The organism is [Clostridium] cellulosi (assembly GCF_036762875.1).
In the GTDB taxonomy this organism is placed as follows: Bacteria; Bacillota; Clostridia; order Oscillospirales; family Ethanoligenentaceae; genus Ruminiclostridium_D; species Ruminiclostridium_D cellulosi.
In genome coordinates, this window is record NZ_JBAIZF010000003.1 from 146,678 (window position 1) to 170,881 (window position 24,204).

Here is a 24,204-nt window from a genome sequence, read left to right on the forward strand (position 1 = left end):
AAGCAGATAAACCCCTAACACTATTCAAAAATTATTCTGCTATTTATTTTTATCTTCCGGCCATTGGGATTTCGGAACATTCATATAAACCTCTTCAACAGTGTGGAAACCATCTTTTATAACTGTGGAATACATATTTTCTTTATCAACTGCCAGAGGTTCAATTTTAAGGTATGGAACATCATATTTACCGTCGTTTATCTTTTCACTGAAGGTTATCTTCTCGTTTTTTGCCAATTTCACAGCAACGTCCGCAGCAGCAGTGGCAAGTTTACTAATTGGTTTGTATACGGTTATAAGCTGCTGCTCTTCAACAACCCGCTGGCAGGCGGCTATGTCAGCGTCCATTCCTACAACGGGAACTGATGAGATAAGATGGTATTCTGCGAGAGCGTCTATAGCTCCGGCTGCCAACGTGTCATTTTCTGCAATAATGGCATCTATATGTGTATCATCTTTTAACAGTTTAGCAATACTGTCAGAGGCTTCATCTGCCGACCAGTCTTTAGTTACTATCTGTTTGACGATTTTTATTTGCCCTGCCTTTATGTATTTGTTGAGAACATCCATTATTCCTTTGTTAATCATAACAGTATTATAGTCAGTAGACGGGCCATTGATTATTACATAGTTTCCCTTGCTAACCGCTTTTATCATTGCATTTGCTTGTAATGTGCCGACCTTTTCATTGTCAAATGAAGCATATAAATCCACATCGGCATTTAATACAAGGCGGTCATATGCGATTACCTTTACCCCGTTTTTCTTAGCGTAGTTGACTGCTACGGCTGCCTTACGGCAGTCATAAGGTATGATGACAAGCACATCTATTCCCTTTGCCACCATATCTTTTACTTGGGAAATCTGCGTATCGGCATTGTTGTAAGCGACATTGACAATAACGTCTGCGTCTAATTTTTCTGCTTCTTTTACAAATGTATCTTTGTCAATATACCAGCGTTCCTGCTGCAAATTGTCTATAGAAAAACCAATAGTAATTTTTTGGGAAGAGCTTCGAGAACTTATGTATTTCCGGTCTGAACATCCTGTCTGTATTATGACTCCAAACATCATAATAAAAATTATTAGAACAGTACAGGGCTTTTTCAATATTCACTGCCCTCCTTTTTATTTATTGTTCATTGAATAGGATCTGTACTCCGTTGGCGTTACCCCGACAATTTTTTTAAAAACTCTGCTGAAGTAATTAGGATCGGAATAACCCACAAAATCGCAGATTTCTTTGTTCCCGTAATTACTATTAGCGATTAGCTTTTTCGCCTGTTCTATGCGAAGCTTGGTTAAATAATCAATAAAGGTGTATCCTGTTTCCTCTTTAAAAATTTTGCTGAAATACGTTGGGCTAATATTAAGCTCTCTGGACATATATTCCAATGTTATAGCTTTATTATAATTTTGGGTTAAATATTCAATCGCTCTTTTTACAATACATGAAAAATTGTTTTTCTTAGCCCTTGCCATTTCATCGCTTGTCCGCCTGATATTGTCTATCATCCACGTCCGTATAAGGTTTATATTGTTTATCGACATATATTCTGACAGGCAATCTGCGAATACAGCGTTGTCACTGTTGAGATTATAATCTTTTGAAATACGCCAAATGGCAGCCACCAGTTCCAGCAGATTTAATTTTAATTTGTCAATATTACCCCTATCCTGTTCAATTAGCCGGCAGAAAATATGTTCAAAAGCAGCGACACTCTCTTCTGTTTCTCCCAAAATTATTTTTTTAACCAAGTTTTGCTCTATATCTTGTTTATATGACCTTTGGATATCCCGTTCCATTGGTATGTCGTTAATATGGACTACTCCGCCTTCGTCCATATAATCAATGGCTATTAACGATTCTTCATAGGATTTGTTAGCATCCCTTAACGAGGGATAACATTTGCCGATGCCGATATAATAATCAATACCTGAATCTATGCTTTTAAGTTTATTATAGATTTTTGTCCCTATTTTTAATGCTTCTATTCTCTGTGTGTATTCATCCGTTTCGGCATTACATGGAACAAATGTGGTAATGCGGTTTATCATTACCGGGCCGACGATACCTTTACAGTTTTCTTTGATAGCGTCTCTTAATGCAGAATATAATTTCTGACTTTTAATGCTTACCCCGATTTTATTTACAAGGCCGTTTTTGTTTTTACCTTGTCCATATTCGATAGTCATTATATATCCGCAGTCAAAATTAATATCAAGTATTTTTTTCAGCGATTTAAGCTCAGTAGTATGGTCATCGGAAAGCACAATGGAATATATAAAGCTATTTTCAAGGGCCGGCAGGATAAAAGCCATTTTCTCTTTAAAATCAAGTTGAACTTTTAATTTTTTACGCTCTTCATCTTTGATTTTTACAGCATTTTCAAGTGCAGCAACAAGCTTGCTTCGGCTTATCGGCTTATTAATATACTCTATAACGCCCATTTGCAATGCTTCTTTGGCAAAATCAAAATTTGCAAATGCGGTAATGATTATGAATAAGGCCCCGGAATGAAATTTTTTTATTTCTGAAATTGCCTCTAATCCGCTGATACCAGGCATTTTTATGTCAATCACAACAATATCAGGCCGAAATGTTTCAGCTTTTTCAATTGCTTCCCTTCCGGTATGAGCAGTCTCCATTTCAAAATGCAAATTGCCTTGTCGTTCAACAATAAATTTAACCGAGTCTATTACAATCTGTTCATCATCTACAATTAGCAGCTTATACATTTATGTTTCCTCCCGTTTAATCGGCAACTTCAACGTCGTTTTTGTGCCTGAGATACTCTCGATTTCTATTACATCAGATTCCTTTTCAATGTGATAAAAAAGCATTAACCTGCTGATTACATTTCTAAGACCGATACTTTGGGATTTATGACCGGTGCTATCTACCTTTGTCAAGCTGCTATGGTTGTCAGACAATATTTTATCAATGGTTTCTTTACTCATACCGCGTCCGTTGTCAGATATTACAACATGCACATAATCCCCACATCTTTTAACGGAAACACTGATAACTCCCCCGCTCTCCATTTCATTAATGCCGTGAATAAAAGAGTTCTCAACAATAGGCTGGAGTGTCATTCGCGGAATTTGCAAATTAGGTATCCCATCTTCAATATATTCATTAAACTCAAATTTTCTTCCATATCTTTCTTTCAGTAAATAAATATAGCTTTCAATGTTGCTTATTTCATCCAATATGGTTGAGGGGATGCTGATAGTGCCGAGATTATACCGGAGAAGGTTTGAGAAATTCTCTAAAAAAAGCTGCGTGCGTTCGGCGTCCTCGAACATCGCAAGCTGCATGGCTGCATTGAGCGTATTAAACATAAAATGCGGGTCAATCTGGGCCTGCAGGGAGCGGAGCTCGGCTTCATCAAGCATGGATTTCATTTTGATATTTTGCATTTCCTGTTGTTTTAGGCGATTTTCAATTTCAGCTTTTTTACGAATCTCAATGAGCTGCTTTTTTATGCTTTCGGCCATGCGGTTAAAGGAGACCGCCAGTGTTTTAATCTCATCGTTTGTTTTAACCGCTATTTTCGGGATATTATAGTTTCCTTTAGCTATTTCACTTGCTGCTTTTGAAAGCCGGATGATAGGTTCCGTAATTCTGTAAGCAAACAAGAGCACCAAAACAAAGTTAACACATAATCCAACTATCAAAATTATCATATTAAAAAATTGAAGCCTTTGAAGCTCATTTGAAAGCCGCAGATAGTTGGCATTATTTTCTCTAAACTCTACAACCTTAAGCTTGTCTATGTATTCGTTAATGTAGTTATAGACCTGCGTCGCTTCATTAAATTCATCCGTATATCCGTCAATATTCCTGCCGCGCTTCTCCTGCACAGCAAAATCTGTATGCTGGAGATACGTGAACAGCATATTTTTAATATCGACATAAAGTAAATCGCTTTCGTTATTTGAAAGTGTTGTTTTTAGATTTGTCACCATTTGCCTTAAATTATTGCTCGACACAAGATAATCCTGCAAATCAGTCGAATGGCTTGTAGTCAGATATGCTTTCAAACTTGCTTCTACTGAATCAATCGTATCGCAGAGGTTTGTAAGGTTTACATCATTTGTAAAAATTGTGTTTAGTTTATATGTTAATATGCGGGTATTGTAGTATGTATAAAAACCAACTAAATTAACAATAACGGAAGATACTACAAAATAAAGAATAAGTTTTTTCCTTATAACATTTTTATAATTTTTTTTAAAGTGCAGCATATATAATTCTCCGAATTACAAACCGTCCGAATTACTAACTAAATTATTTCTTGTAACCTTGTAAACGCCAGTATTTATATTTGATGAAACATCTTTCATATTTAAAAGGTTAACAAGACATTCGATACTCTTGCTTCCGGTTTTCTCAGGATTTTCATATACAGAACCGAAAATCACGCCATTTTTTATGTAATCTCTCACTTGGCTAGAATACCCGTAACCGATAACAGTTATATCACTGGTTTTATTTAAATCAAGAAGTACACGTGCAATTTCCAGCGTATCGTCGGAGCTTGTACATACCACAGTATTTATATCAGGCTCGTCGTATAAAATATTTCGTATTATCTTTTCCGCGCCGAAATAGCTGCTTCCGGAATTCTTTACTGATTTCAACCTTATATTTTTATCTGACTCTATGCTTTTTTTAAAGCTTTGCAGCAGTTCTTCGCTTGAATCCTGATTTTCCGCATAGTTACCCCCGAATATCAGTGCAACATTGCTTTCCCCATTTACCGCTTCTCTTACCAGTGACGCCTGAGCTGCACCAATTTCGTAGTTGTTTGGCCCTATATATGCTTTACGCCGGCTATTTTTATCATCAGATTCAATCGTAACTACATTAATTCCTCTTTCAACCGCTTTATTTATAACCGGACTTAATTTTGATTTATCTGTTACATAAACGGCAATTCCGTCTACATTACATGCTATAGCTATATTTAAATACTTTAGCTCTTCATCATCATCCTGTACTTCTGGTCCGATGAACTCTACCGCAGCCGCATACTTTTGCCCTGCATTTTGCGCCCCGCTCTTTACCGACTGCCAAAATGTCTCGTTGATATTCTGCGCTATTACGACAAAATGGTAACGAAATATTTGTGCATTTTTTGGTGTGTCATCCATTAGGTGGACAGATCTTTTTGTAATGCTTTTTGAATAACTTATTCCACCTATACATAGGCATAGTACAAGTATGATTATTATAACTTTATATGATTTCATATAATCACCAAAATACCGCGGATAAATTCCGTCTCTTTTATCTATTATACAATAGATATCATTAAAAATAAATCTTCAAATTCTTGTTCTTAAAAAAATGCTAATTAAAATATGTGCAATAAAAAAATAAATAAAAAAAGTAAGATATTAATAAACCTGTGCAGAGACAATTTAAAGGCTTTCCTTTAATATATATGTACGATAGAAGCGGTCGACTTTGTCTATCTAAGGCAAAGCCAATATACATTCAAAAATTTTGAGAGAAAATAGGAGGTTCTGAAATGAAAAGCGGCTTAATGAAGAAAGTATTTGCAGCTCTGCTTGCAGGCGCAATGGTTTTTTCTTTGACAGCATGTAGCTCAAATACAAGTTCAAATGGTTCATCAACTGGCGCATCTGGTAGTTCGGCAAAGTACGAAAAAATCGGTGTTTCAATGCCTACCCAGTCTCTGCAAAGGTGGAACCAAGACGGTGCCAACATTGTAAAGCAGTTGAAAGACAAAGGCTATCCCGTTGAAATTCAGTACGCAAACAATGATGTCAACACTCAGATTCAGCAGATTGAAAACATGATAACAAAGGGATGCAAAATACTTATTATCGCCGCAATCGATGGCTCATCCCTTACTGACGTTCTGAACACGGCAAAGCAAAACAACTGCAAAGTCATCGCATATGATAGGCTTATTATGCAGACCCCGAACGTCGACTATTATGCGACATTCGATAACTACAAAGTCGGTGTTATCCAGGGTCAGTACATTGAATCAAAGCTGAACCTGAAAGAAGGAAAAGGTCCTTTCAACATTGAGATATTTGCCGGTGACCCGGGTGACAACAACGCGCAGTTCTTCTATAACGGTGCAATGAGCGTTCTTAAACCGTACATAGACAAGGGTAAGCTTATCGTAAAGAGCGGCCAGATTGATTTTGCAAAGTGCGCAATTTCCAACTGGACATCAGCTTTAGCTCAGTCAAGAATGGATAACCTTATCACATCTAACTATACAAAAGGTGAAAAGCTTGATGCGGTTCTTTCCGCTAATGACAGCCTTGCAATCGGTATCGTAGCTTCACTCAAGAGCAACGGCTATGGCACATCTGCAAAGCCCTATCCTATTTTGACCGGTCAGGACTGCGATATAGCTAATGTTAAAGCTATCATAGAGGGCCAGCAGTCAATGTCTATCTTTAAAGACACAAGACTCCTCGCAGCGAAGACTGTCTCAATGGTTGAAGCTATGGAACAGGGCAATGCTCCGGAAATAAACGATACCAAGAGCTACAACAACGGCGTAAAGGTTGTTCCCACCGAGCTTCTTACACCTGTTTATGTTGACAAAAACAACTACAAAGACATTCTTATTAAGGGCGGATACTATACAGAAGACCAGCTTAAATAATAGCAAGTAAAGTAATAGTTCGGCTTGTAGTGTTAAATGACAAGTTTTACTGCTGCAAGCCGACTATTACTGTTATAAAACTTATGCCAATACACTGGGTCCGCGAATATAGTCTACCAGAAGGAAGTTACGTTTACAATGGTGGGAGATGATGGAATGAGCGAATACATACTTGAAATGAGAAACATTACTAAAACATTCCCCGGTGTCAAGGCTCTTGATAATGTAAACCTCAAGGTAAAACGCGGAGAAATACATGGGTTGATAGGCGAAAACGGCGCAGGTAAATCAACACTCATGAATGTTCTCAGCGGCGTTTACCCTTATGGCACTTATACAGGGGATATAATTTTTGAAGGTAAAGTTTGCAAATTCAAAACGATCAGCGACAGCGAAAAACTCGGAATTGGTTTTATCCATCAAGAGCTTGCTTTAGTCCCACAGCTTACCATAGGTGAAAATATTTATCTCCGCAACGAGAGGGCAAACAGAGGGATTATAAATTGGGACCAAACACATAAACAGGCTGAAGAGTTGCTGAAAAAAGTCGGGCTTAAAAAAGATACCTATACCCTTGTTGGCAACTTAGGCGCCGGTCAGCAGCAGCTTGTTGAAATTGCAAAGGTTTTATCAAGGGATATAAAGCTGTTGATTTTGGATGAGCCAACCGCATCACTTAATGATGAAGAATCAAATAATCTTCTTAACCTTCTCCTTGACCTTAAAAAAGAAGGTATAACAAGCATTATTATTTCACATAAGCTTCGAGAGCTAACAAAAGTATCAGATACCATAACGGTTATGCGCGACGGCGCAACAATAGAGACACTTGACAAAAATAAAGATGATATTAGCGAAGACAACATTATAAGAGGCATGGTTGGAAGAAAACTTACCAACCTTTATCCAGAAAGAAAACATAATATCGGGGAAGTTATGTTCTCTGTTGAGAACTGGAATGTCTATAGCCCAAATATCCCTGATAAAAAGGTTATTTCTAATGTCAGTTTTAATGTAAGAAAAGGTGAAATCCTTGGATTTGCCGGACTTATGGGAGCAGGCAGAACCGAACTTGCAATGAGCATCTTCGGAAAATCCTATGGCAGAAATATCACCGGCAAGATATATAAATATGGAAAAGAAATAACGGTAAACAACGTCAGACAAGCCATTCAGAACGGTATAGCATATACTACCGAAGACCGCAAGAACGGCGGCCTTAACCTGTCAGGTGACGTAACACAGAATATTACGATTGCAGCAATAAATAAACTCGCCAATAAAATGGTCATTAACAGTGATGCTGAGATTAAAGTGGCAGAGGATTATTGCAAAAAGTTAAATATCAAAACGCCAAGTGTCTTCCAAAAGTGCATTAATCTTTCAGGCGGAAATCAACAGAAGGTCGTCTTGAGTAAATGGATTTATACAGACCCTGATTTGATGATCCTTGATGAACCGACACGCGGTATCGATGTCGGCGCTAAATACGAAATCTATACAATCATGAATCAACTTGTTGAAGAAGGCAAAGCAATTATCTTTATTTCCTCTGAAATGCCTGAGCTCTTGGGTATGTGCGACAGGATTTATGTTGTAAATGAAGGTCAGATTGTCGGCGAACTTCAAGGTGAAGAAATTTCCCAAGAGGCTATAATGAAATGCATTATGCAAAGTAACAGGGAGGCAGTATAATGGATACGTTTATAAAGTTAATCAAGAACAACATCAAACAATATACAATGCTCATCGCGCTGATAGTCGTAATGATTATCTTTCAAATTGCAACAGGCGGTATTCTGTTTGTTCCTATGAATATCACAAACCTGATTCTTCAGAACGCCTACGTCTTTGTACTGTCAGTAGGTATGATGCTTCTGCTTATAAACGGCGGCAACATTGATATGTCAGTAGGTTCGGTCGTTGCATTTATCGGCGCTATTCTCGGTATTATGCTGATAAATCATCACGCGCCTCTCTGGTTGTCAATTATTGTTGCCCTTATTCTCGGTTTGCTGATAGGCATGTGGCAAGGTTTTTGGGTCGGTTATGTAAGAATGCCGGGCTTTATCGTAACACTTGCGGGCCAGTTGATGTTCAGAGGACTTACAACAAGGGTTCTCAACGGCTTAACGCTTGCTCCGTTCAGTAAATCTTTCGTAAATATCAGTGCTGGATTTATTCCTGATTTCTGCAAGATTCCCGGTTCAAATCTAAATATAACCTCACTGGTTGTTGGTTTAATTACGACTGCCGCTATTATTGTTCTTCAGGTCAGAGCCAGAGCCAAAAAGTTAAAATATACAACCAATGTACTTCCGTGGTCATTCTTCTTAATTAAACTTATACTTATTTCAGCAGTTATCATGTTGTTCTCATTATGGCTGGCAAGGTATCAGGGTATTCCGATTGTCTTTATTATCATTCTCTTCCTTGTTGTTTCCTACAGTTTCTTCGCTTCTAAAACAGTTCCTGGCAGATATATTTACGCGATGGGCGGAAATGAAAGAGCCGCAAAACTGTCAGGTATTAATACAAACAAGGTTTTGTTCCTGTGCTACACCAATATGGGCGTAATTGCAGCTATCGCGTCTATCGTTTCAACGTCAAGGTTGAACGCAGCTTCTCCTCTTGCTGGTCAAGGCTATGATTTGGATGCCATTTCATCTTGCTTCATCGGCGGCGCTTCAATGTACGGCGGTGCCGGAACAATAGTTGGAGCAATCATAGGCGCTTTGTTTATGGGTGTTCTGAATAACGGTATGTCTATTCTCGGTGTAGGATCGGATATCCAGCAGGTTGTAAAAGGCCTTGTCCTTCTTCTTGCTGTAGCATTCGATATTATTTCAAAATCAAGAGCAAAAGCATCATAATTTGAGATAGCCGGTAGATCTCCCCCATTGTTTTTTTACTGCGGAAGCCCACATCTAATCATTAACCATTGTGAGTAGATGTGGGCTTCATATTAATATCAACTATAAAAATCGTGATAATTTCCCCAAAATAATAACCCGCGCGAGGGTGTAACGCCTGCGCTTAGCCGATGATTAGACAAAGAGATTGACAATCATTTCAGAGGGTATTATTCTGTACTTAAATCCATTATTCAAATAGTGTTTCAAAAATTTATATAAACACTCTCCCTTGAATATTGCCCAGAACGGCTCAGATAGGTTTAGCAAGGGCTTTGCCTGTATACTGCAACAAATTTACCTGCCCGCTGTTAAAGGGGCTTTATGCAGAATAAAACAGCGCTTATAAAGCAATCTGAAGCATAAATATTAAAATCATTGAAGGCGTTTTATATTCATAGTGCAACGGCACTAACACCAGCATATCAGCCAGCATGCCTTAGCAGTTAGATGCGCGGTTAAATTATAAACGGAGGGTATTTTTATGGATTCTTTCAACAAAGCGTTAGATATACTTATAATTCTTACAGGCATTTATATGTTTTACTGGGCCTTTTCTGGAAAGGGCAGTATTTATAAAACTGATTATATTAAAAAAGCGCTCCATGAGAAGTATAAAAAGATGATAAAATGGTTTTGCATAATCGGCGGTGCATTAGCTGTAATCACTGGCGGCGTTGATTATGTAAAACTGGAACCCTACGCTACCATTTTATATTACCTGCTCTGTGTCTGCGTTTTTGCAGCGTTCATTGCCATTTTCATCTTTATTGATAAATCAAAGATAAAAATGCGCGATTGATTGTGTTTGCGTACTTTGATGCTGTAAATTAAAAAACAGGAAAGGTCTTTATGGAGATTAGAACCGTTACATGCCCAGCTTGCGGGAAAAGTTTTGAGATAAACACCCAAATTGAAAAGGTTACTTGTAATTTTTGCGGAAATATATTTTGCGCAAAAACGGAATCAGCGGAAAATAACGAAGCATTACTGGACAAAGCAATTCAAGCGATTACGCCCAAATTAATAATAAATCCTTATGTAATCGAATTGATTACAAAAGAAAAATACAGCTCTGCGTTTAACGAATATTATACGGAAATATCAAAATCGTTTGATTGCTTTGCTGCCGCTTACAGCGATTACTCTGGTGACAAAGAACAGTTTGTTAAGCGATACGCAGAATCCATATATAAAAAAATCAAAGCGGTGATAGGAAAAGAAAAATTCAGCAATCTCAAAGGATTGGAGCTTGAGAATCTAATCTGGGTATATGTTTCATTTCTGATACCGTCCGTTTTAAAATATGATGCCGAATACAGTGAAAGCTTGGCCGATATGCTTGTGCTGTTATGGAATAATGAACATAAGAACCGGAAAATTTCGAAATCGTCATTTGAAGAGATAAATTCGGGCTTTAAGACAAAGTTATGTTTTATCACAACTGCGGTTTGTGAAACATTGGGCCGGCCTGATAATTGCTATGAGCTTCAGGCTTTCAGAAGTTTCAGGGACAATTACTTGAAATTTCAGCAGGGCGGTCCGGAACAAATACAGGAATATTACCTTATCGCTCCGATGATTGTCAGAGCCATTGATAAATCTCCGAAACGCAAAGATATTTACAAATCCATATGGGAAAGGTATCTGTCAAAGTGCCTTTCATTCTATGAGCATAATGAGTATGAACAGTGCAGAAAGACCTATACTGAAATGGTTGAAACTCTTCGTAAAGAGTGGTTATGATAGGTTATGTTATATTACATTTGGTGCGTGCCGTAAAAATATCTGAAAAATAAGAAAGCCAGTAACCAAAGATGGTTACTGGCTTTTCGGTTATATTTGGTGGAGATGGAGGGATTCGAACCCTTGACCCCCACGTTGCGAACGTGGTGCTCTCCCAGCTGAGCTACACCCCCACATATATATGCAAATCCGGGCAGGTTCTTTAGAAAAATGAACACGCCGCGCTTAAGATAGCGCCGCGCCCCAGATTGACAGATTGCTATATTATTTTAATGGTTATGAAGTGCTTTGTCAAGTATTTTTGGGTATTTAAAACTGGGAATATCGTGTTCGGCCTCGGCCGGCCATTATATTCCTCACTCATAATCCCACTATTGAATGAAAAACAATTGTCCTTGTGTTATAATTTTATGAGAGCTTTAAAATATAAAATGGAGGAAAAACAGTGTACGAGACTTGGAGTGAACTTGAAGCTGCCTGCCGGGAGTGCAAGAAATGCGAACTTTGCAAAACGCGCACTAACCTGGTTTTCGGCGGAGGAAATAAAGACGCAGAGGTTATGTTCATCGGTGAGGGACCGGGCGAACAGGAAGATTTACAGGGCCTGCCCTTTGTCGGGCGTGCCGGGCAGCTGCTTGACAAAATGCTGCTTGCAATAGGCCTCGACCGCACTAAAGTATATATAGCAAACATGGTCAAATGCCGCCCGCCGAAAAACCGCGACCCATTTCCTGAAGAGCAGGATATGTGCATAGATTGGCTGCGGAATCAGGTTTATCTGATGAAACCGAAGATTATCGTCTGCCTCGGTAGGATTTCGGGGATGAGGCTAATTAAGCCCGACTTGAAAATCACCCGCGAACACGGCTTGTGGTTTGAGAAAAACGGCACGCTTATGATGGCGACGCTTCACCCTGCCGCGCTTTTGAGAAATCCGGCGCAGAAACCAGAGGCGTTCAAGGACTATCTCGCCCTGCGGGATAAAATCCGCGAAATTTGTACTTCAACAAAAATTTAAATCGTAAAGCCTGTATATTTTATATTTAAGGTGTCATTCCCCTGTTTTTTTGAATATCATGGAATACAGCATTTATTAATGCAAGATAACGGGGGGGATTTCAATGCAGTCAAGTGAAGCCACCCTGACAGGCGAGTCTGTTTCTCTTGATAATCAAAAAAAATCAAAAGCCGCTCATTATTTTATGAGTGCCCACACACCTTCAGGTTTTGTTTCTAAGTTTGGGCAGCTTTATAACGCGGCGGCGGGGTGGAAGGCATATATTTTAAAGAGTGCGCCCGGTGTTGCCGCTACACTGCTGCCAAAAGCCGGCGAAAGACTTGAAGAATCGAATATTGCGGTTGAATACATACATTGCGTTTCCGATCCGAATGGCGTAAACGCCCTTGTGCTTCCGCAGCTTAAAATCTGTATCACTGATGGTTTGCCGCCTCATTGTATTAAGCCCGAATTTCCGGGCGTAGTCGAGACGGAAATAACCCTATTTGATATGGATGATGAAAAGCTTTGCGCCAACCGCGCAAAAATATTGCAGTTCGCGACCCGCGCCGCAGCCCAGTATGACAGGGCCTATCGTTTTATTTCCGCGGCGGCGTCCCTGCAAAGCGATTGTTTCCGCATTGCCAAGGAGTATTTTGACACCGAGGCTGTGGAAAAATACGCGGCAGGGCTGGCAAAGCGAATTTTTCCCTCAAAGGAAGGCACAGGTATTGACATACCGCGGTATTTATCCGGAATAACGGCAAACGGCGAAATCTTTTTTTATAACGAGAATACTGCTTCCTATAACCGCGTATACGCTATCGTGGACGATTACGGCATAGGCCGGCTGCTTATATCATTGCTGAGTGAAAGAGCCAAAGCGGCGGGCTATGACGTTATTATCTGCGCCTGCCCGATTACCGGCGCGCCGGAACACCTCCTGATTCCTGAACTTGCAATAGCGTTTATCACGTCAAACAATTTCCACAAGGCAGAGGGTCGCCCTTGCCGCCATATCAACATCCGCCGTTTTTTGGATTGCGATTCCCTGAGGCTTAAAAAAGCGCGGATAGGCTTCAACCGCAGGGCAGCTCGCGAGCTTTACAATCAGGCCATATTGCTTTTGCAGGAAGCGAAAGCTGACGATGATATTATACGTGAATGTTACGCGCCCTGCGTCGACCTCGAACGCGCCCAAAGCAAGCTCGACGAGCTTATCAATAAGATTATAGGGTAAATTTTTAAGGCCAGACTCAAAAATAGAGTCCGGCCTTTCTGTTATATAATCATTTTCCCCGCCGCTTTGGGACATTGAAAAAGTTTCCTCTCTAAACCTTTTATTTACAATGTTAAACACTGCCCGCGGCGTAAATTTCTCTTTTTCTCTCAATTTTATAGTTGAATAATAATCTTGAGACAATATCTGTTTGCACTGATTCTACATCCATTAAACACTAAGTAATTTGTAGGAAAATATATAATAAATTATTATATTTTATTGAACATACTCAATAATGATTATAAAATAAAAGGCCATTCGGGGTGTTTTTTGCCGGATTTTTATCTGTTTACCGGCTCCTTTTTCTGTGATAAGATAATAATTGGCATATAAAAATACATAAAAGCAGGGACACCAGTGAATCCGGGATCCTCTGCCGGGAGACGTCAAAATGAATAAACAAGAACGTGCGCTTAAAATTATAGAAGCGCTTGAAATCAACTATCCCGACGCACATTGCTCGCTGGAAAGCAGGAACGCCCTCGAGCTTCTCATAGCAACGAGGCTTTCGGCCCAATGCACCGACGAAAGGGTAAACATCGTGACTAAAGACCTGTTTGCGAAATACAAAACCGCTGAGGATTTTGCGTCGGCTGATATTTCGGATATCGAGAATATTATACATTCCTGCGGGCTTTATAAAACAAAGGCGCGGGATATAGTCGCCATGTGCAAAATGCTTGTCAATGAATACAATTCAGTCGTACCCGATACCATCGAGGAGCTTGTAAAGCTGCCTGGTGTTGGGCGCAAAACCGCGAACCTGATTGTTGGCGATATCTACGGCAAACCGTCTTATGTCGCAGACACGCACTGCATACGCCTTTCAAACAGATTGGGGCTTGCCAATTCAAAAGACCCTTATAAGGTTGAGCAGGAGCTGCGCCGTGTCATACCGCCAGAAAAATCAGGTATGTTCTGTCACAGGCTCGTCTGGCACGGAAGGGCGGTCTGCAAGGCGCGCGCCCCGATGTGTGACGACTGCTGCCTGCGAGAATACTGCCCGCGGATCGGGGTCAAATGACGCAAATTCAGAAGGGCCTGCCTTTGCCGGCTAAAACTCATATTATAATTGCGCCGTATTTCTGTGACAGCAGATTAAGTTTATCCTTTTCTATATCGGACTTTGAGTCCAGCATTGCGCGGCCCTGATATAATCTGAGGGCGGTATCGAGAGCGTCCGCGTCGTAACCGAGCAATACTACAGGCACCGACGCAAGATAAGCGTTCATGCCGAATTCATGCGCATCGTCGGCGTTTTTAATAACAACACGTGCCGCACAGTTTTCGCCCTCAATTTCGAGAAGCCTGTCTGCTATATCGACTCCGCAGTTGATTTTATGTGAAAAATCCAAGTCCTCTTCAGAGATAAAGAACGCCTGCTTTTCATTAGCGGCGATAAAATCGCGTACTCCTTCTGATTTGGCGCCGTCGCCGCCCCGTTTATCTATAAACTCCGCTTTGTTCATTTCTTCACGGAGCGCCGTAATATACTCCGGCGTTGTACCGCAGCAGCCGCCGAGAATGCCTATGCCCTCTTTGAAAAATTCCTTCGCATATGACGCAAATTCGTCCACGGTGACCTGGCTGTTATCATTGCTTGGAACGCCCGCGTTCGGCTTTGCTATAACCGGAACCGGCAATTGCGACGGCACGCCTGAAAGCGCTTTCAATACAATTTCCGGCCCTGTTGAGCAGTTAAGGCCAACAGCAGCCGCGCCCATTGCAGCAAGCGTCACAAGATTGGAAAGCACGTTGCCGCCCGAAAGTGTACGCCCGTTCTTTTCAACTGTCAGTGTAACAGTTACCGGCAGCCCTGTCTCTTTTGCGGCGAGAAGCGCTGCCCGGGCTTCGGTAAGGCTCATAAAGGTTTCACATGCGATATAATCGACGCCGGCTTCTTTGAGCGCAAAGGCCTGCTCGCGGAAAATATCCACAAGCCCGTCAAAGGTTTCGTCACCAAAAGGCTCGACAAAAAGCCCTGTTGGCGCCATATTGCCGGCGACAGCCGCCTTGCCCCCTGCCGCTTCTTTTGACAGCGAAACGAGTTGTTTGTTGAATTCCTTGACCTTGTCACCGAGTCCGTGAAGGGATAGCTTATATCTGTTGGCCTCAAAAGTCGGCGCCGTTATTACATTGCTCCCGGCGTCTACATAAGCCCGTTGAAGCTCAATAATTGTATCTGGGTGGTCAAGCACCCATTTCTCAACACAGACACCCGACGGCATTCCTGCTTTAATAAGATTTGTACCTGTTGCGCCGTCAAGAAGCAGCGGTTCTTTGAATTCGAACATAATTCCTCCGTATAAGCTTAAGTATCAAAGTTATAAAAGCGTCTAAACATCCGCCCAGCATAAAGCAGAATTAAACTACAGCCGGCTGAAAGATGGGACGCTTATTTTTATAATAAAATATCCTTGTTATCTATTATATCACAAATATTGATTGAGTTTGTGATAATTTTCACCGGCTGCGCCGGGGCAGGACGCGGGGTAGCTTTGATATTAATTTTACCCTCCCGCTCGCGTACTTGACGGCTTCTGCCCACGTCAGACTGATAGCTCATATGACTCTATCTTTTACCTTCTGAAACCCAGTTACGGCTGCGCCGGGGCAGGACGCGGGGTAGTTCTGTCATAAATTCTACCTTGTCCCTCGCGTACGGCTGCATTAGTTATATTTTATCCCTTCTCCTTACGCCGGCTAGCGCCGGGGCAAGTCACGGGGTAGTTCTGTCATAAATTCTACCTTGTCCCTCGCGGACGGTTACATTAGTTATAGATTAGCCATCTGCCCGCGAACGGCTACAGCGGAGCATAACTGGCTTACACTGGAGCACGCAGTGAGATACAGCATGATTTTGGTTTCGTACAATATGTTTTATGCCTAATTTATATAAATTTTGTAATATTATTAAAAATATTGATTGACATTGAGAAAAAATTTGCTATAATATCACTTAAGGTGATATTATGGTATTTTTTAATAAACGATCCTTGGTTTATCTAAGGCTTTTTATCAGCATAAATAAAAATATGTTTTTTGATCGTTTTTCTTTTTTGCGCTCTTGGTTTAGTTCAAAAGCTCAAACAGTCGTTTACGTTACATATTATATTATCACTAATTATCTGTTTAAATACCTGTTTATTTTTCTCCTGCCCGTTTTTGGCATATCAAAGAGCATATCCGCTCTCATCGTGTTTTTAAGCTTTTTATTTCTGTTTGTTAAAACCGACAGCACCAACTGGAAATTGTATTTCAGATCGGATATATGCCTTGCTGAGCCGGAACAGTTCAGCAGGTTTAGATGGATATTTACCGCAAATTTAATTTTTGATTTATTAATTCAGGACAATATTATCCTTGATATCATTGCGCTCGGCATATTGTTAAAGCTGAGCATTTTAAAAATGGCAGTGCTATTGGTTTTTATTGCCGCACTTTATTCATTGGTATTGCTTACATACTTCATTCTCTATATTTCTGGAATTACGATTAAAAAAATCTACTCGGTTTTCAGCTATCTTTTTTCTATGGCTGTCACAACCGCCGTCATATATTATCTTATCGCATTCATAATCAACATTATCAAGTTTGTTGCATCAAGAAGCCGAAAGGCAAACGTGTTTAATTATACACTCGACGCATTGACTAGTCTGTCGAACAGCCTGTGGAACTTATATGATTCGGTTTCTCTTTACTGCGCCGGCATCGGCGTTGTATTAGCAGCGGTCTTGTTCATTCTGGCGTCGAAAAAACTTATACGTGGAATCCCGAATTCAATCCCCGAATCAAATGCTTGCAGATATTATTTAATGGATGCGGTATTCGATCTTTTCGGCAAGTTTTTGCATCCCAAAAAGGACACGTCCAAGTCGGCGGCTTTGATAAAAAAAGATAAAAAGCAAATAACCAGTATGTATAACTACCTTTATAATAAATACCTCTACATCTATCTGCTTGATAGACCGGCATTGCTTTTATTAATTACGTTTCTTTTACTGAGAAAATTCCCTTCGGACACGGCATTTTATCTTTTGTTCCCCGTTTCTGCATTTGTAATGTTTCTCGACGCCGGCTCCGTAATCAACAAAAAGCTTGTCTTTATTTTCTCCTTTTGCTGTGACTATAGCACGCTGCTGCTGTTAAATTCATCCGGCATCGATATATCACTGTTGCTAAAATCAAAATTATTTCTGTATTACCAGTCAAAATCATTGTCAGTGATTTTGTATACGCTCATGCTGTCGCTGTTTTCATTTTTATTGGGCGCACCGCCGGCAGCAACCGCTCTTCTTGTAATAAATGGAGTGCTGTGGTTTATTATTTCCCCATATATGCTGATAACCAATAATCTGATCTTTACAAGATCAAATTATAAGGATTATGAGAAATATCTTGATGAGTACAATATCATCGAGGAAGGCGTTTCTGACTTTATGCCAATTTCCGTGCTTACAAACATTATGGGCATTGCGATTTTCGCGTGTGCGGTGGTAGTATATGCTTTCCACCTGTCAACAGTGATTACGATTTTAGGCACACTCACCGTAATGACCGTTCTGTTTGCCTCGACGCTGGTGTGTTCTAAAATAATGAAGAAGATACGCATTAATATTGTTGCGTCAATAACTAAAGGTGAGTATGGTGCAGACTTTAAGAAAATCTTTGCAAGTGATTAAAACTTCAATTATTCGCGGACGGATAGCGATAATCCTTTTAACTGTTCTTTTCATCGGCTTGATTGTCTTCTGCACTCTTTTCCCAATACCCGATGCAGACAAAGAAATCATTGTCAACCCTGGCGTAGTAAAATTTTCTAAGGTTTTCTTACATAATATACTGGTTTTCCTTTTTCAAGAGTTTATGGGTATTTCTACATTTGGTCTTTACGGTATTTTCGCCATCTATATCAACGCTCTGTCCTTAGGTACTACCTTTAGTGTTTTATATAGTACAAATAAATTGTATCTCGTTTATAAAATGGTTATTCATGGTACGATTGAGTCCTGTGCAATAGTATTAAACTCGTTTTTTTCCTTCTATTTTTGGGTAAAGGTATTTAAAAACGTCAAACTCGTTTTTTTAAAAAAGCAAAAACTTTCAACCGCGCTCATAGATATGTGCTTTTTTACAGCTTCCTTTACGGTATTATTTCTTATAATGTATTTAGTCGCAGGGGTGTTTGAAAAATTAGTATCATATTTCTAAAGGCGCAAATTGTTGCTCGGGAGTGGTAATAATAGACAGCATATTAACCGTCAAAAACCTGACGTTTGGTTACGACGAGAAAGTTGTAATTAAGGACTTTTCCCTTGAAGTATATCCTGGTGAAATCGTCTGCCTTGAAGGCAGCAACGGTGCAGGCAAAACAACTATATTGAATTGTATAACTGGAATAGTCAACAGTTATCAAAACATATACATATATAACAAATCTGTTTCTGAAAACCGCGCTCTCATCAAAAAAATTTCTTATATAATGAGCGAAGACTGCCTTTACGACTATCTTACGGTCGGAGAAAATATTGAATTCTTTAAAACCATTTTTGAATGTGATGAAAAATATAATGAAAATGTAAACCACTATCTGAAACTTTTTAATCTTGACGGGTATGATTCAGTTTTAGTCAAAAAGCTTTCACAAGGAATGAGAAACAAACTCTATTTGGCGATTATGCTTTCGCGAAATTTTGATCTGCTGGTTCTGGATGAACCATTTACCGCCCTTGACCAGTCCACGCAGCAGATAATTCTCGATTCCGTCGCTGATATTGTAAAATCACAAAACAAAGCGGTGCTTTTTGTTACGCATATAGAGACATTTAAGGCAATCGCAACAAGGGTCGTTCATATAGATAAGTTGGACGACGAATTTTTTCGTAATCCGGAATGATGATTTTGATTTTTCATATGTTCTGTATATTCGGGGGTTCATTCTTACTTTATTAAATTTAACAAGATGTGGACCTGGAAAATTCAGGAGGCATAAATATGACATATATTATTGAAATTTTGGGGACATCCTGGTCAACTGGTAACCTGATTTATGATTATTTAACAGGTAATGCCTGGTGGGCATGGCTTATTGATGCAGGTTTCCTCGTAGCCGGCATCGTCTCCGGTGGAACCGCCGCTCTGATAAAGCAAGCGGTAAAAATGGGTTTAAAACAGGCAATTAAGAAATTGACCAAGAAAGAGGCTATTGCTCTTTAATTCGTAGGATTACAGGTCCACATCTTGAATTTATGGGGTGGAAATAATATGGAACCATTCAGAATAGTAATCTACTGTATTTTTGCAGTGCTTTTTGGATATCTTATTATTAGCAGATTCAGACGAAAAAAATAGTCAGATTTTTAAAATCAGAGTAGATTGCACCACCTTTTAGAGTAAGTATATGACAAAGTCAGGAATTTAGGGATTGACAAACGCTGTAAAAGTGATAGAATGAATTCAGAGGTGAGTGTTTTATGAATACAGTTTTATATATTAAAGCAAACCCGAAACCCGACGATGTGTCGAGAACTTTCAGAATTGCAAACCAGTTTATAGAGGCGTATAAACTTAAGAATCCGAATGACAAGATCATCACGCTCGACCTTTATAAAGAAGGCATCCATTTTCTCTCGCCGCAGGACGTGCAGAAACACGTCGCAAAGCCAGGGGAAGGCAAAGACGATCCTGTATTAAAGTACGCTTATCAGTTCCTTGCCGCTGACAAGTATGTATTTGCCGAACCGCTGTGGAATCTTGGTGTTCCCGCGATATTGAAGGCCTACATTGACTACATTTGCGTTACCAACATAACCTTCAAATATACAGCCAACGGGCCGGTTGGGCTATGCCAGGGCAAAAAAGCGGTCAATATAACCGCAAGAGGCGGTGAATATTCCACCGGTCCGAATGCAGCCTGGGAGCTTGGAGACAAGTACCTTAAAACTATACTCGGATTTTTAGGCATAACGGACTATACCACTATCGCCGCCAATTCACTTGACATTGTAGGTGTTGATACGGAGACCATCATTTCTAAAGCCATAAGTGACGCCCGCCGCATTGCCGAAACATTCTGATGATCCCCATTTAACTATCTTCCCTTCTGCGAAAATACAACTTTCTTTGCTTAAAATATCGGGCTAATATGCCGATAATGCTAAACGCGGTTATCTTTTCCGCCGCCGGCAGCTTGAGTACACGATGTACTGCTGCCGGTGGCGGTTTTTTTAACGTAATAAACTTATCCTTAGGGTTCAAATCATTACTGAAATGGCTTAATATGATTTTTAGAAAAATGATAATTGCATACTTTTCCCTTTTTGGTATATGATGATTTTATAAATCATTTCAGTTGAAGGGAGTTATATTTGTGATTGATTTCAAAAATGGCAGTTTCTTCAAACTTCGTCCCTCTGCGGACGGTGCCGAAATGGTGGCCCCGATTCTGCTCCCCGACGAAAATGTCGTAATGTCCTTTAAGTCGGTGCGGGACACTGTAGTTTTTACCAACAAGCGAATTATTACCGTCAACGTACAGGGACTCACAGGCAAAAAGAAGGATTTTTCTTCTCTCCCGTATGCGAAAATCCAAGCGTTCTCAGTAGAAACAGCGGGAACATTTGACCTTGACAGTGAGTTGGAGCTTTATTTTAGCGGCCTTGGCAAGGTCAGACTTGAGTTTTTGGGAAATGTGGATATCAGCAGTATCTGCCGTTTTATCAGCGAGTATGTTTTGAGATAATTATTTCTTAGGCGGAAAACCATTCTTCCAATCTATTTGCCATTTGAAATTAAATGAAGGTTTATTTTTGCCGCTGTCGGCAGCTTTATTATTTGATATGTTGCTGTCGGCAGCGGTTTTTTTGCCGCTGATTACAAGATTGACGCGAGTGCCAGCAGCAACACGTGAATTTGCGGCAGGGTTTTGTGAAATAACCGTATTTGCCGCCGCATCTGAATTTTTATAGGTTTTTGTCCCTGCTTTAAGGCCTAAAGCTTTAAGTTTATTTATTGCCTTCTCATAACTCATTCCCGAAAGATTGGGAACTGTTATAAGCCTATTCTTAGGATCAGCGCCCATACTTACATAGACAGTGATTTCCGTATCTGCTGATACTTGCGTATTTACTGATGGCTCGAGTCTCACCACAAACCCAGATTCAATTACATTATCGTATACCTTATTCGTTTTCACTTTCTTAAATCCGGCGTTGTTTAGCGTAGACACTGCGTCGGACTCTTTCATCCCTGTAACATCCGGAATTGTTAATTTTTCCGGCCCCAAACTGACGAATACATCAATACGGGAGCCTTTTTCCACAATCGTTTCGGGCAGGGGATTCTGGGAGACGATAGTTCCAGCGGAATAGGTGTCGCTATATTCTGTTGTAAGCATCTTGATGTCAATATCTTTATATTTCGGGTCGGCCATGACGCTTTTATAATCCTTGCCGACGAGATTTGGCACCTTAACTTTTGAAGAAAAGATAATGTTTTTGCCGACTGCCATAAGAATGAGGGCAATGAGCAGCGCTATAAAAATAGGAATGAATACTCCAATCACAACAGGGGCAGCACGCAACGTTGAGGCCGACTTTTTCCATGCGCTGTTTTCTTTCTTTGTAGATTTACCGCCTAAATCATAATTAAAAGTGATGTCAGGATTTAAATTGAGTTTATTTATATCACCGAGCATATCTGATACCGATTGGTATCGCAGTTCCGGATTTTTCTGTATTGCACGAAGGACTATTTCCTTAAGTCCTACAGGTATCGCGTCCTTATCTTTGCTCTTCCGTTTAGAATTTCCCCAATGCTGCATTGCAGATGCCGCGCTGCTCCCAACATAAGGCAGGCTGCCGGTCAGCATTTTGAACAGCAGCGCTCCAACAGCATAGATATCTGCTTTTTCATCTGCCGGCTCTGGACTTGAATATATTGCATAATCGCAGTATAAGTCAGTTATCACTTTGGTTTTGGTATCCATAAGCCCGCTAATCTTAAAATCCATAACTTTTATCGTCCCGTCAGCGGCCAGCAGAATATTCTCCGGCTTTATGTTCTGATGGAGAATGCCTTTCTTGTGCGCATATTCCAGTGCCAACAGCACCTGTTCCACAATATTCAATGCATCTCTCCAATTCAGAAGTTTCTGCTTTTCCAAATAGTCTTTTAAACTAAGCCCTTCAACATACTCCATGACTATATATTTTTGCGGGCCATCAAATTCATAATCATAAACCTGAACGATACCCGGGAACGATAAGAGGGTGAGTGCATTGAGTTCCTTTTTAAACTGTTTGCTCATCCCCTTTTTTATATAAACTTCTCCGCTAAATACTTTTACGGCTACAGTTCTATCCTCCAAATTGTCATAAGCTTTATAAACTATTGATTTATCTCCGACGGCTATAATTTTTTGCAAAACATATCTGCCTGACAAGCATTTCCCAATATATCCTCCCATATGTCTTTACCCCCGGATGCAGTTACAGCCTCAGGCTGCAAAAAATAAATCCGTTATTCGTTATGAATAACGGATTTATCAATAACACTTATACTATTATATTTTTGATACTATAATAAGTTTCAAAAATTATAGCGAAATAGTGTCTTAATTTAAAGCCTATGCGCACTAAGACAAAATAAAAGCCGCATAAACAATCGTTTATGCGGCTTTTTTCTGGAGCTGATGAGCCGGATTGAACGGCCGACCTCATCCTTACCAAGGATGTGCTCTACCCACTGAGCTACATCAGCATTGGCGACCCGAAGGGGGCTCGAACCCCTGACCTCTAGCGTGACAGGCTAGCGTTCTAACCAGCTGAACTACCGGGCCATATATTTTTATATATCGTAATCAAAAATGGCAGGGGCAGTAGGAGTCGAACCCACGACACGCGGTTTTGGAGACCGCTGCTCTACCAAACTGAGCTATACCCCTGCATTTTGGTGGGCCTTCAGGGACTCGAACCCCGGACCAACCGGTTATGAGCCGGTTGCTCTAACCAACTGAGCTAAAGGCCCAAGTTAATAAAGGATAGACTTATGTGCCGGCACCGACCTATTTTCCCAGGCGGTCGCCCGCCAAGTATCTTCGGCACTGATGAGCTTAACTTCCGTGTTCGGAATGGGAACGGGTGGGTCCTCATCGTCATAGGCACCGGCTATATTCTAATTTTACTTATTGTCGTTTTTGGTGACCCGTAGCAGATTCGAACTGCTGTTACTGGCGTGAGAGGCCAGTGTCTTAGACCGCTTGACCAACGGGCCAGTTATATCTCTTTCCTCTTCCTTATCCCTGACCCTCGCTCCCACTGAACCTCTGCCATATTTTAATAGTGGTGCACCTCCAGGGACTCGAACCCTGGACCCACTGATTAAGAGTCAGTTGCTCTACCAACTGAGCTAGAGGTGCAGTTCTAAGGGCCTTCAAAACTGAACAAAGTTTAGTTTACTCTACTGCTTCCGTAGAACTTTTTGAGGTCAAGCCCTCGACATATTAGTATCGGTCAGCTTAACACCTCACGGTGCTTACACCTCCGACCTATCAACCTTGTAGTCTTCAAGGTGTCTTACCATCTTAACGATGTGGGATATCTTATC

The 24,204-nt window shown here is 40.4% G+C and carries 20 protein-coding genes, 7 tRNA genes and 2 rRNA genes; 14 read left to right on the top strand and 15 right to left on the bottom strand.

All coding sequences use genetic code 11. The features are described 5' to 3' along the window. Positions 1-39: 39 nt before the first annotated feature. From V6C21_RS01360 to V6C21_RS01375, 4 genes are read right to left on the bottom strand one after another with little or no spacing between them, the layout of a single operon-like run. Positions 40-1,110, bottom strand: coding sequence for a sugar ABC transporter substrate-binding protein (locus tag V6C21_RS01360; protein ID WP_479268150.1), 1,071 nt, complete (start codon positions 1,108-1,110; stop codon positions 40-42). A gap of 18 nt (positions 1,111-1,128) precedes the next feature. Then, positions 1,129-2,739 (bottom strand): DNA-binding response regulator, encoded by a 1,611-nt coding sequence (locus V6C21_RS01365; protein WP_034843504.1) that lies wholly within the window; start codon positions 2,737-2,739, stop codon positions 1,129-1,131. Next, a complete protein-coding gene (locus V6C21_RS01370) occupies positions 2,740-4,251 on the bottom strand; it encodes a sensor histidine kinase (RefSeq protein WP_034843502.1) in 1,512 nt (503 codons plus the stop codon). It lies immediately after the preceding gene. Between the two features lie 15 nt (positions 4,252-4,266). Then, positions 4,267-5,160, bottom strand: a complete 894-nt coding sequence (locus tag V6C21_RS01375) for a substrate-binding domain-containing protein (protein ID WP_045085868.1) — start codon at positions 5,158-5,160, stop codon at positions 4,267-4,269. Positions 5,161-5,555: 395 nt separating this feature from the next. Between V6C21_RS01375 and chvE the strand changes: the two genes are divergently transcribed. The 5 genes from chvE to V6C21_RS01400 all read left to right on the top strand — a co-directional run bounded on the left by chvE (position 5,556) and on the right by V6C21_RS01400 (position 11,320). Beyond that, positions 5,556-6,662, top strand: coding sequence for a multiple monosaccharide ABC transporter substrate-binding protein (chvE, locus tag V6C21_RS01380; RefSeq protein WP_034843531.1), 1,107 nt, complete (start codon positions 5,556-5,558; stop codon positions 6,660-6,662). A 156-nt stretch (positions 6,663-6,818) separates the two neighbouring features. Further along, positions 6,819-8,357 carry a multiple monosaccharide ABC transporter ATP-binding protein gene (gene mmsA / locus V6C21_RS01385; protein WP_034843499.1) on the top strand — a complete coding sequence of 513 codons (1,539 nt, stop codon included), beginning with the start codon at positions 6,819-6,821 and terminating at the stop codon, positions 8,355-8,357. Further along, positions 8,357-9,535: a multiple monosaccharide ABC transporter permease gene (gene mmsB / locus V6C21_RS01390; protein ID WP_045085869.1), complete on the top strand. Its 1,179-nt coding sequence runs from the start codon at positions 8,357-8,359 to the stop codon at positions 9,533-9,535. The genes mmsA and mmsB overlap by 1 nt, the downstream gene beginning before the upstream one ends. 523 nt (positions 9,536-10,058) lie before the next feature. Further along, entirely contained in the window at positions 10,059-10,376 is a 318-nt protein-coding gene (locus V6C21_RS01395; RefSeq protein WP_479268151.1) for a hypothetical protein, read from the top strand. Between the two features lie 50 nt (positions 10,377-10,426). Continuing rightward, the gene (locus tag V6C21_RS01400) at positions 10,427-11,320 is read left to right on the top strand and encodes a CFI-box-CTERM domain-containing protein (protein ID WP_479268152.1); all 894 of its coding nucleotides are present in this window, start codon (positions 10,427-10,429) and stop codon (positions 11,318-11,320) included. A gap of 97 nt (positions 11,321-11,417) precedes the next feature. Here V6C21_RS01400 and V6C21_RS01405 read toward each other — a convergent pair. After that, positions 11,418-11,493 (bottom strand) — tRNA-Ala (locus V6C21_RS01405). A 272-nt stretch (positions 11,494-11,765) separates the two neighbouring features. Between V6C21_RS01405 and V6C21_RS01410 the strand changes: the two genes are divergently transcribed. From V6C21_RS01410 to nth, 3 genes are all read left to right on the top strand, one after another. Further along, positions 11,766-12,338 (top strand): uracil-DNA glycosylase, encoded by a 573-nt coding sequence (locus V6C21_RS01410; RefSeq protein WP_479268153.1) that lies wholly within the window; start codon positions 11,766-11,768, stop codon positions 12,336-12,338. A 103-nt stretch (positions 12,339-12,441) separates the two neighbouring features. Further along, positions 12,442-13,557, top strand: a complete 1,116-nt coding sequence (locus V6C21_RS01415) for a hypothetical protein (RefSeq protein WP_479268154.1) — start codon at positions 12,442-12,444, stop codon at positions 13,555-13,557. Positions 13,558-13,990: 433 nt separating this feature from the next. Further along, complete coding sequence (gene nth / locus V6C21_RS01420; RefSeq protein WP_034843488.1) at positions 13,991-14,623, top strand: endonuclease III; 633 nt, start codon at positions 13,991-13,993, stop codon at positions 14,621-14,623. A gap of 37 nt (positions 14,624-14,660) precedes the next feature. Here nth and V6C21_RS01425 read toward each other — a convergent pair whose 3' ends face one another. Further along, positions 14,661-15,893, bottom strand: a complete 1,233-nt coding sequence (locus tag V6C21_RS01425; RefSeq protein ID WP_034843487.1) for a homocysteine S-methyltransferase family protein — start codon at positions 15,891-15,893, stop codon at positions 14,661-14,663. 957 nt (positions 15,894-16,850) lie between these two features. On the opposite strand from V6C21_RS01425, the gene V6C21_RS01430 reads away from it, so the two are divergent. The 6 genes from V6C21_RS01430 to V6C21_RS01455 all read left to right on the top strand — a co-directional run bounded on the left by V6C21_RS01430 (position 16,851) and on the right by V6C21_RS01455 (position 21,340). Then, a complete protein-coding gene (locus V6C21_RS01430) occupies positions 16,851-18,281 on the top strand; it encodes a hypothetical protein (protein WP_479268155.1) in 1,431 nt (476 codons plus the stop codon). Continuing rightward, on the top strand, positions 18,244-18,810 hold the full coding sequence (locus V6C21_RS01435) for a stage II sporulation protein M (RefSeq protein WP_479268156.1): 567 nt from the start codon (positions 18,244-18,246) through the stop codon (positions 18,808-18,810). The genes V6C21_RS01430 and V6C21_RS01435 overlap by 38 nt, the downstream gene beginning before the upstream one ends. A 22-nt stretch (positions 18,811-18,832) precedes the next feature. Beyond that, complete coding sequence (locus V6C21_RS01440; protein ID WP_479268157.1) at positions 18,833-19,495, top strand: ATP-binding cassette domain-containing protein; 663 nt, start codon at positions 18,833-18,835, stop codon at positions 19,493-19,495. 98 nt (positions 19,496-19,593) lie between these two features. Continuing rightward, the gene (locus V6C21_RS01445) at positions 19,594-19,815 is read left to right on the top strand and encodes a hypothetical protein (protein ID WP_034843413.1); all 222 of its coding nucleotides are present in this window, start codon (positions 19,594-19,596) and stop codon (positions 19,813-19,815) included. A 257-nt stretch (positions 19,816-20,072) separates the two neighbouring features. Further along, complete coding sequence (locus V6C21_RS01450) at positions 20,073-20,675, top strand: FMN-dependent NADH-azoreductase (protein ID WP_479268158.1); 603 nt, start codon at positions 20,073-20,075, stop codon at positions 20,673-20,675. Between the two features lie 293 nt (positions 20,676-20,968). Beyond that, the gene (locus tag V6C21_RS01455) at positions 20,969-21,340 is read left to right on the top strand and encodes a PH domain-containing protein (protein ID WP_034843419.1); all 372 of its coding nucleotides are present in this window, start codon (positions 20,969-20,971) and stop codon (positions 21,338-21,340) included. Here V6C21_RS01455 and V6C21_RS01460 read toward each other — a convergent pair whose 3' ends face one another. From V6C21_RS01460 to V6C21_RS01500, 9 genes are all read right to left on the bottom strand, one after another. Next, on the bottom strand, positions 21,341-23,065 hold the full coding sequence (locus tag V6C21_RS01460; protein WP_479268159.1) for a PASTA domain-containing protein: 1,725 nt from the start codon (positions 23,063-23,065) through the stop codon (positions 21,341-21,343). A 217-nt stretch (positions 23,066-23,282) separates the two neighbouring features. Beyond that, positions 23,283-23,358, bottom strand: a tRNA-Thr gene (locus tag V6C21_RS01465). A 2-nt stretch (positions 23,359-23,360) separates the two neighbouring features. After that, positions 23,361-23,437, bottom strand: a tRNA-Asp gene (locus V6C21_RS01470). A gap of 28 nt (positions 23,438-23,465) precedes the next feature. After that, positions 23,466-23,542, bottom strand: a tRNA-Trp gene (locus V6C21_RS01475). A gap of 6 nt (positions 23,543-23,548) precedes the next feature. Then, a tRNA-Ile gene (locus V6C21_RS01480) sits at positions 23,549-23,625 on the bottom strand. A gap of 24 nt (positions 23,626-23,649) precedes the next feature. Next, positions 23,650-23,766 (bottom strand): 5S ribosomal RNA (gene rrf, locus V6C21_RS01485). 29 nt (positions 23,767-23,795) lie between these two features. Continuing rightward, positions 23,796-23,871 (bottom strand) — tRNA-Glu (locus tag V6C21_RS01490). Between the two features lie 69 nt (positions 23,872-23,940). Then, positions 23,941-24,016 (bottom strand) — tRNA-Lys (locus V6C21_RS01495). Positions 24,017-24,080: 64 nt separating this feature from the next. Then, positions 24,081-24,204 (bottom strand): 23S ribosomal RNA (locus tag V6C21_RS01500); the annotation flags it as partial.

Bases quoted from the DNA above. Each gene is read 5' to 3' on its own strand.
- V6C21_RS01365 (WP_034843504.1), bottom strand. From the start codon at position 2,739: ATGTATAAGCTGCTAATTGTAGATGATGAACAGATTGTAATAGACTCG.
- V6C21_RS01415 (WP_479268154.1), top strand. From the start codon at position 12,442: ATGCAGTCAAGTGAAGCCACCCTGACAGGCGAGTCTGTTTCTCTTGAT.
- V6C21_RS01395 (WP_479268151.1), top strand. From the start codon at position 10,059: ATGGATTCTTTCAACAAAGCGTTAGATATACTTATAATTCTTACAGGC.
- V6C21_RS01370 (WP_034843502.1), bottom strand. From the start codon at position 4,251: ATGCTGCACTTTAAAAAAAATTATAAAAATGTTATAAGGAAAAAACTT.
- V6C21_RS01445 (WP_034843413.1), top strand. From the start codon at position 19,594: ATGACATATATTATTGAAATTTTGGGGACATCCTGGTCAACTGGTAAC.
- nth (WP_034843488.1), top strand. From the start codon at position 13,991: ATGAATAAACAAGAACGTGCGCTTAAAATTATAGAAGCGCTTGAAATC.
- V6C21_RS01400 (WP_479268152.1), top strand. From the start codon at position 10,427: ATGGAGATTAGAACCGTTACATGCCCAGCTTGCGGGAAAAGTTTTGAG.
- chvE (WP_034843531.1), top strand. From the start codon at position 5,556: ATGAAGAAAGTATTTGCAGCTCTGCTTGCAGGCGCAATGGTTTTTTCT.
- V6C21_RS01425 (WP_034843487.1), bottom strand. From the start codon at position 15,893: ATGTTCGAATTCAAAGAACCGCTGCTTCTTGACGGCGCAACAGGTACA.
- V6C21_RS01435 (WP_479268156.1), top strand. From the start codon at position 18,244: ATGGTGCAGACTTTAAGAAAATCTTTGCAAGTGATTAAAACTTCAATT.
- mmsB (WP_045085869.1), top strand. From the start codon at position 8,357: ATGGATACGTTTATAAAGTTAATCAAGAACAACATCAAACAATATACA.
- V6C21_RS01450 (WP_479268158.1), top strand. From the start codon at position 20,073: ATGAATACAGTTTTATATATTAAAGCAAACCCGAAACCCGACGATGTG.
- V6C21_RS01375 (WP_045085868.1), bottom strand. From the start codon at position 5,160: ATGGATGACACACCAAAAAATGCACAAATATTTCGTTACCATTTTGTC.
- V6C21_RS01460 (WP_479268159.1), bottom strand. From the start codon at position 23,065: ATGGGAGGATATATTGGGAAATGCTTGTCAGGCAGATATGTTTTGCAA.
- mmsA (WP_034843499.1), top strand. From the start codon at position 6,819: ATGAGCGAATACATACTTGAAATGAGAAACATTACTAAAACATTCCCC.